Source organism: Streptomyces sp. NPDC052020 (assembly GCF_040680575.1).
Lineage (GTDB): Bacteria > Actinomycetota > Actinomycetes > Streptomycetales > Streptomycetaceae > Streptomyces.
In genome coordinates this window covers 96,892-110,371 of the sequence record NZ_JBFAWY010000008.1, presented here as the reverse complement: position 1 = coordinate 110,371, position 13,480 = coordinate 96,892, and the positions used below count along the sequence as shown (strand labels likewise).

Sequence of the window (13,480 nt, the reverse complement as noted above, 5' to 3'; positions counted from 1 at the left end):
TGCTCACGGAAGGCTCCCTCGAACGACCAGGACCCCTGGCCCCGCGCTCGCTCACGAGCGCGTGAGGGGTCCGCGCTTGCCGCAGACCCTGCTGTCTGCGGCCTGGTCTTCACCCGGGGCACCCCGCCACGGACGGAGGGTTGCCGGACAGCCGGCCGGGGCCGAATGGCTGTCGCTCATGACCTGGACAGGAACGTACGGGAAAAGATCGACGTCCCGCAACCCGTGTCCGGATCGCGGGACGTCCGTCACGTCCGCGGTGGCGCGTCAGGCGTTGCTGACGGCCACCCAGCGCTCCAGGGTCCGCAGGGCGGCGCCCGAGTCGATCGACTCGGCCGCCCGCTCCATCCCGGCCCGGATCTGCTCCGTCAGGGGCGCCTCGCCGGGCGCCAGCGCCACCAGGGCCGCCGCCGCGTTGAGCAGCACCGCGTCCCGCACCGGCCCGGTCTCCCCATGCAGCAGGCGCCGCGCCACGTCGGCGTTGTAGGAGGCGTCGGCGCCGCGCAGCGCCTCCACCTCGACCAGCTCGATGCCGACGTCCCGCGGGTCGAAGCACTCCTCGGTGACCTCGCCGTCCCGCACGATCCACACCCGGGAGGTGGAGGTCGTGGTCAGCTCGTCCAGGCCGTCGTCGCCGCGGAAGACCAGCGAGGAGTTGCCGCGCTCGGCGAAGACGCCCGCGATGATCGGCGCCATCCGGGCGTCGGCCACGCCGATCGCCTGCGCCTTCACCCTGGCCGGGTTGGTCAGGGGCCCCAGGAAGTTGAAGACCGTCCGGATGCCGAGCTGGCCCCGGGCCGCCGCCACATGGCGCAGCGCCGGGTGGAACTTCACGGCGAAGCAGAAGGTGATCCCGGCCTCCTCCGCCACCTGGGCCACCCGCCGCGGCGTCAGCTCCAGGTTCACCCCGAGCTTCTCCAGTACGTCCGAGGCGCCCGAGGCCGAGGACGCGGCCCGGTTGCCGTGCTTGACGACCTTCGCGCCCGTCCCGGCGACCACGATCGCCGACATGGTGGAGATGTTGACCGTCTTCGCGCCGTCACCGCCGGTGCCGACGATGTCGACGGTCTCCCCCGGCACCTCGATCACCCTGGCGTGGTCGTACATCGTGCGGACCAGACCGGTGATCTCCTCGACCGTCTCGCCCTTGGACCGCAGCGCCACCGCGAAACCGGCGATCTGCGCGTCGGTCGCCTCACCGCGCATGATCACGTCCATCGCCCAGGCGGTCTCGTCCGCGGACAGGTCACGGCCCTCCAGCAGGCCGTTCAGCAGGACGGGCCAGGAACGGCCCGCCGCGGTGTCGCCTCCAGCGGGGGTCACAGCGCTCATCAGCCGCTCCTGGGTGGTGTCGCGAGGTTTCGAATACTCGGCTCCACCCTATCCAGCCACGGGGACGGCGAAGGGCCCCGTCCGGAGACCGGACGGGGCCCTTCGTTCGTGGCGTGGCGACGCTCGGGGATCAGTGGTGGCCGTGGCCGCTCGTGATCTCCTTGTACTCCTCGACGGTCGGCTTCGGAACCTGGGACTCCTCGCCGTAGTACGCCTTGCTGAGCTTGGCGCGCAGCTTCTCGGAGCCCTTCACCTTGCGCTCGACACCGTTCTCGTCGACCGTCGGGCCGATCTCGGCCGGCTGGTACTGCTCGTGCGCGGTGAGCGTGTACAGCTGCTCCTGGCTGAGCGGCTCGTGCACCTCGATGAACTCACCGTGCGGCAGGCGCTTGATGATGCCCGACTCGCGGCCGTGCAGCACCTTCTCCTTGTCCCGGCGCTGGAGGCCGAGGCAGATCCGCTTGGTGATCACGAAGGCGATGACCGGACCGACGAAGAAGCCGATGCGGACGAACCAGGTGACCGCGTTGATCGACAGGTGGAAGTGCGTGGCGACGATGTCGTTGCCGCCACCGATCAGCATGATCATGTACGCGGTGATCCACGCGACGCCGAGGGCGGTGCGCGTCGGGGCGTTGCGCGGCCGGTCCAGGATGTGGTGCTCGCGCTTGTCGCCGGTGACCCACGACTCGATGAAGGGGTACACGGCGATCGCCGCGAGGAACAGGCCGAACAGCACCAGCGGGACGAACACGCCGAGGACCAGCGTGTGGCCCCAGAAGTTGATCTCCCAGCCGGGCATGGCGCGGACCAGACCCTCGGCGAAGCCCATGTACCAGTCGGGCTGGGCGCCGGTGGACACCTGGTCCGCACGGTACGGGCCGAGCACCCAGATCGGGTTGATGGACGCGATGCCGCCGAGGATCGCGATGACACCGAAGACCAGGAAGAAGAAGCCTCCGGCCTTGGCCATGTAGACCGGCAGCAGCGGCATGCCGACGACGTTGTTGTTGGTCCGTCCGGGACCCGCGAACTGCGTGTGCTTGTGGTAGAAGACCAGGATCAGGTGGGCGACCACCAGACCGAGCATGATGCCCGGCAGCAGCAGGATGTGGATCGAGTAGAACCGGGCCACCATGTCGTCGCCGGGGAACTCGCCGCCGAACAGGAACATCGAGATGTACGTGCCGACGATCGGCACGGACAGGATCGCGCCCTGCGTGAAGCGGACACCGGTGCCGGAGAGCAGGTCGTCCGGGAGCGAGTAGCCGGTGAAACCGGTGAACATGCCGAGGACGAACAGCAGGAAGCCGAACAGCCAGTTGATCTCACGCGGCTTGCGGAACGCGCCGGTGAAGAAGACGCGCATCATGTGCACGAACATGCCGGCGAGGAAGACGACGGCCGCCCAGTGGTGGATCTGCCGGATGAGCAGACCGCCGCGCACGTCGAAGCTGATGTCCAGCGTCGACTTGTAGGCCTCGCTCATCAGCTGGCCCTGCATCGGGATGTAGCTGCCGTGGTACTCCACCTCGTTCATCGACGGGTGGAAGAACAGCGTCAGGTACACACCCGTGAGGATGATGATGATGAAGCTGTAGAGGCAGACCTCGCCCAGCATGAAGGACCAGTGGTCCGGGAAGATCTTCCGCATGTTGGCCTTGGCCAGGGAGTAGATCCCGAGCCGGCCGTCGGCCCAGTCGGCGACGCGCTCGCCGGCCGGTGCCTTCCCGCGAGAGCGGGACTCTGTGCTGGTGTTGGTGCTCATCCGCGCTCCCAGAAAGCAGGACCGACGGGCTCTTCGAAGTCGCCGAGCGCTTCGAGGTAGCCCTCGTCGTTCACGCCGATGCGCAGCTGCGGAAGGGCGTGACCGGCGGGACCGAAGATCACCCGGGCACCGTCGGAGAGGTCGAAGGTGGACTGGTGGCAGGGGCACAGCACGTGGTGCGTCTGCTGCTCGTACAGCGAGATCGGGCAACCGACGTGGGTGCAGATCTTCGAGAACGCGACGATGCCCTCGTGCGACCACTCGAGCTCGCGCTTGTCCTTGATGTTGTCCGGCTGGATCCGGACGATCATCAGGGCGGCCTTGGCGATCTCGTTCTGGAAGCCGTGGTCGTGCTGTTCCAGGCCCTCGGGCTTGGCGAAGGTGAGCGAGCCGACGGCGACGTCCGAGGGACGCAGCGGCTCGTTCGTGTTCATGTTGACCAGCAGCTTGCCCTTGGACCACAGGGTGTGGCGCAGCTTCTCCTCGGGCAGCGGGCCGAGGTCGCGCAGCAGGACGACACCGGACAGCGGCACCAGGGTGAGCGCGCCGAACATGGTGTTGCGGATCAGCTTGCGACGGCCGATCACGGACTCCTTGGCGCCCTGCTTGAAGTCGGCGTGGACCTTCGCGCGGACCTCTTCGGACGCCTCGATCGGGTGCCGGTCGTCGGCGACCTCCACGTCGGACATCAGGGTGCGGGCCCAGTGGACCGCGCCCGCGCCGATGCAGAACAGCGCCAGGCCCAGGGTCAGGCCCAGGGCGAAGTTCAGCGCGTTGAGGTGGCCGATCGGGAAGATGTAGACCGACTTGTCGTGCGGGATCGCGACGAACGAGGCGATGAAGCCGATGGTGGCCAGCATCGACACCGTGAACATCAGGGCGACCGACCGCTCGGACCGCTTGGCGGCCCGCTCGTCGACATCCTGGATCCGGTGCTCGTGGGGCGGCAGGCCCGGGTCGGCGAACGGGTGCTTCTCGTCCGCGACGCCTACCGCGCCGTGTGCGGTGTCCTGCGCTGCGGGCAGGTTCTCTTCGGGAATGTCTTGGCTACTCATGACTTCTTGGCCTTTGCGGTCCGGGCGGCGACCCACACGGCGACGGCGATGAGGGTGCCGAGGCCGAAGATCCAGCCGAAGAGGCCCTCGGCGACCGGCCCGATGCCACCCAGCTCGAGGCCGCCTCGGCTCTCGCTCTCGTCTCCGTTGACCGCGTTCAGGTACGCGATGATGTCCTTCTTGTTCTGCTCCGACAGGGTGCCGTCGGGGAAGGAGGGCATGTTCTGCGGGCCGGTCTCCATGGCCTCGTAGATGTGCTTCGGGTCGACGCCCTCAAGAGTCGGGGCGTACTTGCCGTGCGTCAGCGCGCCGCCCTTGCCGGTGAAGTTGTGGCACTGCGCGCAGTTGGTGCGGAACAGGTCGCCGCCCTTGGCGATGTCCGCGCCCTCGGGGCCGTACTGCTCCTTGGTGGGAACGGTCGGACCGGCGCCCAGCGAGGCGACGTACGCCGCGAGCTGGTCGATCTCGGCCTGCGAGTAGATGTTCTTCTTGCGCGGGACCTGCGCGCCCGGCTGCTGGGCCGGCATACGGCCGGTGCCCACCTGGAAGTCGACGGCCGCGGCGCCCACGCCCACCAGGCTCGGACCGTCGGTGGTGCCCTGACCATCGGTGCCGTGGCAGCTGGCGCAGCCGACCGAGTAGAGCTTCTTGCCCTCGTCGATGGCGAGGGACTGGGCGGTTTCGTCGGCCTGCGCCTTGTCCGCGGGTGCGAACGCGGCGTACAGCCCCCCGGTGCATGCCAGCGCGAGGAGTAGGACGACGAGCGCCGCCAGCGGGTGGCGTCGTCGTGCGGAGAGCTTTTTCACGGATTACCCCGGTGTCAGGATCTTCTGCGTCGATGCTTCTGGGATTGCGCGGGAGCGGGCCGCGACTACTTGATCATGTAGATCGTGGCGAAGAGGCCGATCCAGACGACATCGACGAAGTGCCAGTAGTAGGACACGACGATGGCGGCGGTCGCCTGCTCGTGGGTGAACCTCCGGGCCGCGTAGGTGCGGCCGAGGACCAGCAGGAAGGCGATGAGACCGCCCGTCACGTGCAGGCCGTGGAAGCCGGTGGTCAGGTAGAAGACCGAGCCGTACGGGTCGGACGAGAGCGACAGGCCCTCGTGCTTGACCAGCTCGGTGTATTCGAACACCTGACCGCCGATGAAGATCGCACCCATGATGAACGTGACGATGAACCACATCCTGAGCTTCTTCACGTCACCGCGCTCGGCGGCGAACACGCCGAGCTGACAGGTGAGGGAGGAGAGCACCAGGATCGTGGTGTTCGTCGCCGAGAACGGGAAGTTCAGGGCGTCGGCCTTTTCGGACCAGAAGTCCGGGCCGGTCACCGATCGCAGGGTGAAGTACATCGCGAAGAGGGCCGCGAAGAACATCAGCTCGGAACTCAGCCAGATGATGGTTCCGACGCTGGTGAGGTTCGGTCGATTGACCGACGGGTGCGCGTGCCCGGTTTCTACTGTCGTTGCTGTCGCCACGACCGACATTATGTCGGTCGCTTATCCCGCCCTCACTCCGGGGGGTGCCGTTCGGAGTGTCCGTCCCGTCTGTACTGCCCGTATGGCCCATCCCGGCACTGTCCGAACCGGTGCTGACGAGGTGTCGGAGGGAGTAGCATCCGCGCAACGGGCCCGTCCGTACGACGTACGCCACTTTTGCGTATCGGAGGAACCATGCAGCCGACCGCCACGGTCCTGGTCTACAGCGACGACTCCACCACCCGCGAACAGGTACGGCTCGCGACCGGCCGGCGGCCGGCCCCGGACGCGCCCGTCGTGGAGTTCGTGGAGTGCGCGACCCCGGACGCCGTCGTCCGGGAGCTGGACAAGGGAGGGATCGACGTCTGCGTGCTGGACGGCGAGGCCGTGCCGATGGGCGGCATGGGCATGTGCCGGCAGATCAAGGACGAGGTCTTCCAGTGCCCGCCCGTGCTGCTCCTGATCGGCCGTCCGCAGGACGCCTGGCTGGCCACGTGGAGCCGCGCGGACGCCGCTGTGACGCTGCCGGTGGATCCGGTGGAGTTCGCCTCCGCGCTGGCGTCCCTGCTGCGGCAGAAGAGGCTCCAGAGCGCCTGAGCGCCTGAAGGGGAGGCGTCACACCCCCGCCGGCCGCAGCCGTGCGGCGTCCTCGGGGCGGGGGCCGTCGGGCGTGCCGCCCGTCAGGGCGCTGCCGGCCCGCCACTTCTTCCAGTCGAGGTTCCAGTCGCCGAAGCCGTTGCCGAACGGCTCCATGGTCTGGCCGTAGGAGTTGACCACCTCGACCAGGTCGCCCTCGCGGACGGCGCCGAAGAACCACTCGGCGTTGTCGGTGCTCATGCCGACACAGCCGTGGCTGACGTTGGCGCTGCCCTGGGAGCCGACCGACCAGGGGGCGGCGTGCACGTACTCGCCGCTCCAGGTGACCCGGGTGGCGAAGTGGACGGGCAGGTCATAGGAGTCCGCCGAGCCCTCGGCGATACCGACGGTGCTGCTGCGCATGCGTACGAAGCGTTCCTTGCCGAGCACCACCTTGACGCCGTTGCGGGTCTCGAAGCCCGGCTTGCCGGTGGTGACGGGGATCTGCCGGATCTCCTCGCCGTTGCGGTAGACCGTCATCGTGTGCGCGGCGGCGTCGGTGACGGCGATGACGCGGTCGCCGGTGGTGAACCTCAGGGGCTTGGCCCGGCCGCCCCAGATCCGGTCGCCGACCTTGATGCCCTCCAGGGTGCTGTGCGCCTCGACGGTGGCGCCGACGGGCCAGTACTCCCGGGGCCGGTAGTGCAGTTCGTCGTCGTCCACCCAGTGCCAGGCGCCCTCCACCGCGGGGGCGGACCGCACCTTCAGGGCGCGCTCGACGACGGCCCGCTGCGCCGGGTCCCGCACCGGCTCGCTGAGCTCGGCCGTCACGGGCTGGCCGACGCCGTAGGTGCCCGCCTTGGGCCCGAAGGAGACGTCCAGGCGCTTCTTGGCGGTGGGCGTCCCGGTCCGGAAGGTGAGGACCTCACGGCCGGGTTCGCCGTCGTCGTTCTCGGTGCTGACGCGCACCGTGTACCGCGTGCCGGCGGCCAGCGGGGAGACGCTGTGCCAGCGGGTGCCGTCGGCGGAGAGTTCGCCCGCCACGTACCGTCCCGAGGCGTCCTGGGCCGTGACGTCCGTGATGCGCCCGTCGGAGTCCTCGGCGACGACCTCCAGGGGCCTGTCCGGGTCGGCCGTCTTCCCGGCGCCGGTGGGACCGTTGAAGGAGATCTGGTCCGCCGCGTCGTACGGCGTGGCGGCCAGCGGGTTGCCCTCGCCGCCGCAGCCGGCGACGCCCGCGCCGAGGGCGACGACCAGCGCCGCGCAGCCGGCGACGAGGCGCCCGCGCGCCTGGAAGGGAACTGAGTGGCTCATGGCCTCACGCTAGGAAGCCGCCCCGGCGGCGGCGCGCTGGGTCGGCCGGACGGATGAGCGCGGGTACGGCAAAAGAAGGAGCCCGGACGCTCCGCTCGGAGTGTCCGGGCCCTTGCGGCACGCGGCCTGTGTTACTGGGTGCGGTTCTCACCGCGGTAGTACTCGAACACCCAGCCCCAGAGGCCGATCAGCATCAGCGGCGCCGAGAAGAACATCAGCCACCAGCCGATGGCGATGCTCAGGAAGGCGAACGCGCCGCCGATGGCCAGGGACAGCGGCTGCCAGCTGTGCGGGCTGAAGAACCCGATCTCACCGGCGTCGTCCGCGACGTCCGCGTTCTTGTTGTCCTGCGCCCCGACGTCCACCCGCTTGGCCGTGAAGCCGAGGTAGAAGCCGATCATGATGGCCAGACCGAACGCCAGGAAGAGGGCGGTGGTACCGGCCGGCTCCTTCGACCACAGGCCATAGACGATCGCCATGACCAGGATGAAGGCGCTCAGCCACATGAACATCTTGCCCTGGATCTTCACTTGCCGGCCTCCTTGCCGCCAGCGAGGGCCTTGTCACCGTGGCCGACGTTCTCGAGCTGGTCCAGAGCGGCGATCTCCGGGTGGTGCAGGTCGAACGCCGGGGATTCGCTGCGGATCCGCGGCAGGGTGAGGAAGTTGTGCCGCGGCGGCGGGCAGGAGGTCGCCCACTCCAGCGAGCGGCCGTAGCCCCACGGGTCGTCGACGCCGACCGGCTTGCCGTACTTGGCCGTCTTCCAGACGTTGTAGAAGAACGGCAGGATCGACATGCCGAGCAGGAAGGAGCTGATCGTCGAGATCGTGTTCAGGGCGGTGAAGCCGTCGGCCGCGAGGTAGTCCGCGTACCGGCGCGGCATGCCCTCGGCACCCAGCCAGTGCTGGACCAGGAAGGTGCCGTGGAAGCCGATGAACAGCGTCCAGAAGGTGATCTTGCCGAGGCGCTCGTCGAGGAGCTTTCCGGTGAACTTCGGCCACCAGAAGTGGAAGCCGGAGAACATCGCGAAGACGACCGTACCGAAGACCACGTAGTGGAAGTGGGCCACCACGAAGTACGAGTCGGAGATGTGGAAGTCCATCGGCGGCGAGGCCAGGATGACGCCGGTCAGACCGCCGAAGGTGAAGGTGATGAGGAAGCCCGTCGCCCACAGCATCGGCGTCTCGAAGGACAGCGAGCCCTTCCACATCGTGCCGATCCAGTTGAAGAACTTCACACCGGTGGGCACCGCGATCAGGAAGGTCATGAAGGAGAAGAACGGCAGCAGCACACCGCCGGTGACGTACATGTGGTGCGCCCACACCGTCACGGACAGACCCGCGATCGCGATGGTCGCGCCGATCAGGCCCATGTAGCCGAACATCGGCTTACGGGAGAAGACCGGGATGACCTCCGAGATGATGCCGAAGAACGGCAGCGCGATGATGTACACCTCGGGGTGGCCGAAGAACCAGAAGAGGTGCTGCCACAGCAGCGAACCGCCGTAGGCCGGGTCGAAGATGTGCGAACCGAACTTGCGGTCCGCCTCCAGCGCGAACAGGGCCGCGGCCAGGACCGGGAAGGCCAGCAGGACCAGCACACCGGTCAGCAGCACGTTCCAGGTGAAGATCGGCATGCGGAACATGGTCATGCCGGGGGCGCGCATGCAGATGATCGTGGTGATGAAGTTGACCGAGCCGAGGATCGTGCCGAAGCCGGAGAAGGCCAGACCCATGATCCACATGTCGCCGCCGACACCCGGCGAGTGCACCGCGTCGGACAGCGGGGCGTAGGCGAACCAGCCGAAGTCGGCCGCGCCCTGCGGGGTGAGGAAGCCGGCCACCGCGATCAGCGAGCCGAAGAGGTACAGCCAGTAGGCGAACATGTTCAGCCGCGGGAACGCCACGTCGGGCGCGCCGATCTGCAGCGGCATGATCCAGTTCGCGAAACCGGCGAACAGCGGCGTCGCGAACATCAGCAGCATGATCGTGCCGTGCATCGTGAACGCCTGGTTGAACTGCTCGTTCGACATGATCTGCAGGCCCGGCCGGGCCAGCTCGGCGCGCATGACCAGAGCCATGACGCCACCGATGCAGAAGAACGCGAACGACGTGATCAGGTAGAGCGTGCCGATCGTCTTGTGGTCGGTGGTCGTCAGCCACTTGACCGCGATACTGCCGCGACTCTGGCGCCGGACCGGCTGCTCGTCCTCATAGTAGGACCCTGCCGCCGCGGCACCCTGGGGTTCGTTGACGATGCTCACAGGATGTTCGACTCCCGGTTCTTCTCGGGACCCGCCTGCTCGATGCCGGCGGGCACGTAACCGGTCTGCCCCTTCTTCACGAGGTCGTTGAGGTGCTGCTCGTACCGCTCGGGGGAGACGACCTTCACGTTGAACAGCATCCGGGAGTGGTCGACGCCGCACAGCTCGGCGCACTTGCCCATGAAGGTGCCCTCCTTGTTGGGGGTCACCTCGAAGGCGTTGGTGTGGCCCGGGATGACGTCCTGCTTCATCAGGAACGGCACCACCCAGAAGGAGTGGATGACGTCGCGCGAGGTGAGGACGAAGCGGACCGTCTTGCCCTTGGGGAGCCAGAGGGTCGGGCCGGGGTTGCCGTTCTGCGGGTTCCGCGTCGACGGGGTGCCGCAGTCGTAGACGCCGCCGGCGCCGGCCGGGAAGTCTTCCTTGTACCGGTCCGGGATCGCGTCCAGTTCCTTGGCGGTCGTGGCGTCGCCCGAGGAGCCGTTGACGGACTCGACGTAGTTGAAGCACCAGCTCCACTGGAAGCCGACCACGTTCACCGTGACGTCGGGCTTCTTCTTGAGGCTGAGCAGCTCGGACTCGTCACGGGCCGTGAAGTAGAAGAGGACCGAGACGATGATGAGCGGGACGACCGTGTACAGGGCCTCGATGGGCATGTTGTACCGGGTCTGCGGAGGGATCTCGACCTTGGTGCGGCTGCGCCGGTGGAAGAAAGCACTCCACAGGATCAAGCCCCACACCAGCACGCCGACGGCGAGCGCGGCGGCCCAGGAGCCCTGCCACAGGGAGAGGATCAAAGGAGCCTCTTCCGTGGTCGGGGTGGGCATGCCGAGGCGGGGGAAGTCCTCGTATGTGCAACCGGTGGCGGTCGCCAGGACCAGGCCCGCGGTCAGTGCCTGCAGCAGCTTCCGCCGCATCGGGCGCCGCGGCGAGCGGTCGGAGCCGTTGGGACTCACGTAGCGCCTTCCCGAGAGTCTCGCCCGCGCTGATTGGCTGCGGCCTTCTCGCTGGTCGGTCGCCGCCCTGCGTCGGGCAGGGGTTTGGATGTTTATGCGGACCAAACCCTAGCCGACGCCATCCAGGGGTTCGCGGGGAGGGTGCCATACGCGCCGCCGGTCACTCCGAAGGGTGGGATGTGGGCGCCTGACGGCCCGGAACCACCGGCCCGGGTGGCGCGTGCGGACGGCCCGTGGTTCCCCGCGCTCCCGCGGCGGGGCGCGTACCGGCGCGGTGCGCCCCCCTTGGTGGGACGCCGTGCTGACGGACGCTTAGCGTGGAGGTGTGTCCTACTTCGATGCCGCCTCCGCCGCCCCCCTCCACCCCGTCGCCCGGCAGGCCCTGCTGGCCTCCCTCGACGAGGGGTGGGCCGACCCCGCCCGCCTGTACCGGGAGGGGCGGCGGGCGCGGATGCTGCTGGACGCGGCGCGCGAGGCCGCGGCCGAGGCGGTGGGATGCCGTCCGGACGAGCTGGTCTTCACCCCCTCGGGCACCCGGGCGGTGCACCAGGGGGTCGCGGGCGCGCTGGCCGGGCGTCGCCGCACCGGACGCCACCTGATCGTGTCAGCGGTCGAACACTCGTCGGTGCTGCACGCGGCGGAGGCGCACGAGGCCGGCGGCGGCACGGTCACCCGGGTCGCCGTGGACCGGACGGGCGCGGTCGACCCCGCCGCGTACGCCGGGGCCCTGCGAGCGGACACGGCGCTGGCCTGTCTGCAGTCGGCCAACCACGAGGTGGGCACCGAGCAGCCGGTGGCCGAGGTGGCACAGGCGTGCCGGGCCGCGGGCGTGCCGCTGCTGGTGGACGCGGCGCAGACGCTGGGCTGGGGCCCGGTGGCGGGCGACTGGTCGCTGCTGACCGCCAGCGCCCACAAGTGGGGCGGACCGTCGGGCGTCGGCCTGCTCGTCGTCCGCAAGGGTGTGCGGTTCGCGCCGCAAGGCCCGGCGGACGAGCGGGAGTCGGGGCGGGCGCCGGGGTTCGAGAACATCCCGGCGATCGTGGCCGCGGCGGCGTCGCTGCGGGCGGTGCGCGCCGAGGCGGCCCGGGAGGCCGCGCGGCTGCGCGAGCTGACGGACCGGATCCGGGCCCGGGTGCCCGCGGTGGTCCCGGACGTGGAGGTGGTCGGCGACCCGGTGCGCCGGCTGCCCGGGATCGTCACCTTCTCCTGTCTCTACGTCGACGGGGAGAGCCTGCTCCACGAACTGGACCGGGCGGGCTTTTCCGTCTCCTCCGGGTCGTCCTGCACCAGCGGCACGCTGACGCCCAGCCATGTCCTGAAGGCGATGGGGGTGCTCAGCGAGGGGAACGTACGGGTGTCACTGCCGCCGGGGACGCGGGACGGGGACGTCGAGCGGTTCCTGGAGGTGCTGCCGGAGGCGGTGGCGGAGGTGCGGGAGAAGCTGGGGGCGCCGGTGCCCGCGGCCGGCTCGCGGCAGGGGGACGCGCTCGTGGTCGACGCCGTCGGCAGGCGCTGCCCGATCCCCGTGATCGAGCTGGCCAAGGCGATCGGCGACGTGCCCGTCGGCGGCACGGTCCGCGTCCTGGCGGACGACGAGGCGGCCCGCCTGGACATCCCGGCGTGGTGCGAGATGCGGGGGCAGGAGTACGTGGGTGAGGAACCGGCGGACCGAGGCACGGCCTATGTGGTCCGCCGGGTGTCCTGACCCGTCGCTCAGCGCAGGTGCTCCCGGACCTCGTCGGCGGCCTCGTCGCCGTACGCCTTGGTGAAGCGCTCCATGAAGTGGGCGCGGTGCAGCTGGTACTCCTGGGTGCCGACCGTCTCGATGACGAGGGTGGCCAGCATGCAGCCGACCTGGGCGGCGCGCTCCAGGCCGACGCCCCAGGCGAGACCGGAGAGGAAGCCGGCGCGGAAGGCGTCGCCGACGCCGGTGGGGTCGGCCTTGCGCTCCTCCTCCGGGCAGCCGACCTCGATCGTCTCCTGGCCGGCCCGCTCGATGCGCACGCCCTGGGGACCGAGGGTGGTGACGCGGTGGCCGACCCGGGACAGGATCTCGGCGTCCGACCAGCCCGTCTTGGACTCGATGAGCCCCTTCTCGTACTCGTTGGAGAACAGGTACGTCGCCCCGTCCAGCAGGATCCGGATCTCGTCGCCGTCCATGCGGGCGATCTGCTGGGAGAAGTCGGCGGCGAACGGGATGGACCGCGTGCGGCACTCCTCGGTGTGGCGGAGCATCGCCTCGGGGTCGTCGGCGCCGATGGTGACCAGGTCCAGACCGCCGACGCGGTCGGCGACGGTCTTCAGCTCGATCAGGCGGGCCTCGCTCATCGCGCCCGTGTAGAAGGAGCCGATCTGGTTGTGGTCGGCGTCCGTGGTGCACACGAACCGGGCGGTGTGCAGGGTCTCGGAGATGCGGACGGAGTCGGTGTCGACGCCGTGCCGCTCCAGCCACGCGCGGTATTCGTCGAAGTCCGCGCCCGCGGCGCCGACCAGGATCGGCCGGGTGCCGAGCTGGCCCATGCCGAAGGCGATGTTCGCGGCGACGCCGCCCCGGCGGACGTCGAGCTTGTCGACCAGGAAGGAGAGCGAGACCGTGTGCAGCTGGTCCGCGACTAGCTGGTCGGCGAAGCGGCCGGGGAAGGTCATGAGGTGGTCGGTGGCGATGGAGCCGGTGACTGCGATGCGCACGACGTGGACTCTCTCCAGGAGGGACGCGGGTTGACGGTTCACGCT

General features: G+C 69.3%; 12 protein-coding genes and 1 riboswitch. Of the genes, 2 read left to right on the top strand and 10 right to left on the bottom strand.

The genetic code is table 11. The annotated features are described in order from the left end of the window. Positions 1–67: 67 nt before the first annotated feature. A riboswitch (SAM riboswitch) is annotated at positions 68–184 on the bottom strand. Positions 185–267: 83 nt separating this feature from the next. The 5 genes from trpD to AB0L74_RS10715 all read right to left on the bottom strand — a co-directional run bounded on the left by trpD (position 268) and on the right by AB0L74_RS10715 (position 5,647). Next, on the bottom strand, positions 268–1,332 hold the full coding sequence (gene trpD, locus AB0L74_RS10735) for an anthranilate phosphoribosyltransferase (RefSeq protein ID WP_365648520.1): 1,065 nt from the start codon (positions 1,330–1,332) through the stop codon (positions 268–270). 130 nt (positions 1,333–1,462) lie between these two features. After that, the gene (locus tag AB0L74_RS10730) at positions 1,463–3,100 is read right to left on the bottom strand and encodes a cytochrome bc complex cytochrome b subunit (protein WP_365648517.1); all 1,638 of its coding nucleotides are present in this window, start codon (positions 3,098–3,100) and stop codon (positions 1,463–1,465) included. After that, positions 3,097–4,155, bottom strand: a complete 1,059-nt coding sequence (locus AB0L74_RS10725) for a Rieske 2Fe-2S domain-containing protein (protein ID WP_365648514.1) — start codon at positions 4,153–4,155, stop codon at positions 3,097–3,099. Before AB0L74_RS10725 ends, AB0L74_RS10730 begins: the two co-directional genes overlap by 4 nt. Next, a complete protein-coding gene (locus AB0L74_RS10720; protein WP_365648511.1) occupies positions 4,152–4,961 on the bottom strand; it encodes a c-type cytochrome in 810 nt (269 codons plus the stop codon). Before AB0L74_RS10720 ends, AB0L74_RS10725 begins: the two co-directional genes overlap by 4 nt. Positions 4,962–5,026: 65 nt before the next feature. Next, a complete protein-coding gene (locus AB0L74_RS10715; RefSeq protein WP_344608606.1) occupies positions 5,027–5,647 on the bottom strand; it encodes a heme-copper oxidase subunit III in 621 nt (206 codons plus the stop codon). A gap of 186 nt (positions 5,648–5,833) precedes the next feature. On the opposite strand from AB0L74_RS10715, the gene AB0L74_RS10710 reads away from it, so the two are divergent. Next, positions 5,834–6,235 carry a hypothetical protein gene (locus tag AB0L74_RS10710; protein ID WP_365648508.1) on the top strand — a complete coding sequence of 134 codons (402 nt, stop codon included), beginning with the start codon at positions 5,834–5,836 and terminating at the stop codon, positions 6,233–6,235. A gap of 18 nt (positions 6,236–6,253) precedes the next feature. Here AB0L74_RS10710 and AB0L74_RS10705 read toward each other — a convergent pair whose 3' ends face one another. The 4 genes from AB0L74_RS10705 to coxB all read right to left on the bottom strand — a co-directional run bounded on the left by AB0L74_RS10705 (position 6,254) and on the right by coxB (position 10,747). Beyond that, positions 6,254–7,528, bottom strand: coding sequence for an Ig-like domain-containing protein (locus AB0L74_RS10705; protein WP_365648505.1), 1,275 nt, complete (start codon positions 7,526–7,528; stop codon positions 6,254–6,256). 131 nt (positions 7,529–7,659) lie between these two features. Beyond that, positions 7,660–8,058: a cytochrome c oxidase subunit 4 gene (locus AB0L74_RS10700; protein WP_365648502.1), complete on the bottom strand. Its 399-nt coding sequence runs from the start codon at positions 8,056–8,058 to the stop codon at positions 7,660–7,662. After that, a complete protein-coding gene (gene ctaD, locus AB0L74_RS10695) occupies positions 8,055–9,791 on the bottom strand; it encodes a cytochrome c oxidase subunit I (RefSeq protein ID WP_365648500.1) in 1,737 nt (578 codons plus the stop codon). Before ctaD ends, AB0L74_RS10700 begins: the two co-directional genes overlap by 4 nt. Further along, the gene (gene coxB / locus AB0L74_RS10690; RefSeq protein ID WP_365648497.1) at positions 9,788–10,747 is read right to left on the bottom strand and encodes a cytochrome c oxidase subunit II; all 960 of its coding nucleotides are present in this window, start codon (positions 10,745–10,747) and stop codon (positions 9,788–9,790) included. Before coxB ends, ctaD begins: the two co-directional genes overlap by 4 nt. 325 nt (positions 10,748–11,072) lie before the next feature. Here coxB and AB0L74_RS10685 point away from each other — a divergent pair, with 325 nt between their 5' ends. Then, positions 11,073–12,452 carry an aminotransferase class V-fold PLP-dependent enzyme gene (locus AB0L74_RS10685; RefSeq protein ID WP_365648494.1) on the top strand — a complete coding sequence of 460 codons (1,380 nt, stop codon included), beginning with the start codon at positions 11,073–11,075 and terminating at the stop codon, positions 12,450–12,452. A gap of 8 nt (positions 12,453–12,460) precedes the next feature. On the opposite strand, the gene AB0L74_RS10680 is transcribed toward AB0L74_RS10685, so the two are convergent. After that, positions 12,461–13,435, bottom strand: a complete 975-nt coding sequence (locus AB0L74_RS10680; RefSeq protein WP_365648491.1) for a carbohydrate kinase family protein — start codon at positions 13,433–13,435, stop codon at positions 12,461–12,463. Positions 13,436–13,480 lie beyond the last annotated feature (45 nt).

Bases quoted from the DNA above. Each gene is read 5' to 3' on its own strand.
- AB0L74_RS10705 (WP_365648505.1), bottom strand. From the start codon at position 7,528: ATGAGCCACTCAGTTCCCTTCCAGGCGCGCGGGCGCCTCGTCGCCGGC.
- AB0L74_RS10730 (WP_365648517.1), bottom strand. From the start codon at position 3,100: ATGAGCACCAACACCAGCACAGAGTCCCGCTCTCGCGGGAAGGCACCG.
- AB0L74_RS10710 (WP_365648508.1), top strand. From the start codon at position 5,834: ATGCAGCCGACCGCCACGGTCCTGGTCTACAGCGACGACTCCACCACC.
- AB0L74_RS10715 (WP_344608606.1), bottom strand. From the start codon at position 5,647: ATGTCGGTCGTGGCGACAGCAACGACAGTAGAAACCGGGCACGCGCAC.
- trpD (WP_365648520.1), bottom strand. From the start codon at position 1,332: ATGAGCGCTGTGACCCCCGCTGGAGGCGACACCGCGGCGGGCCGTTCC.
- AB0L74_RS10725 (WP_365648514.1), bottom strand. From the start codon at position 4,155: ATGAGTAGCCAAGACATTCCCGAAGAGAACCTGCCCGCAGCGCAGGAC.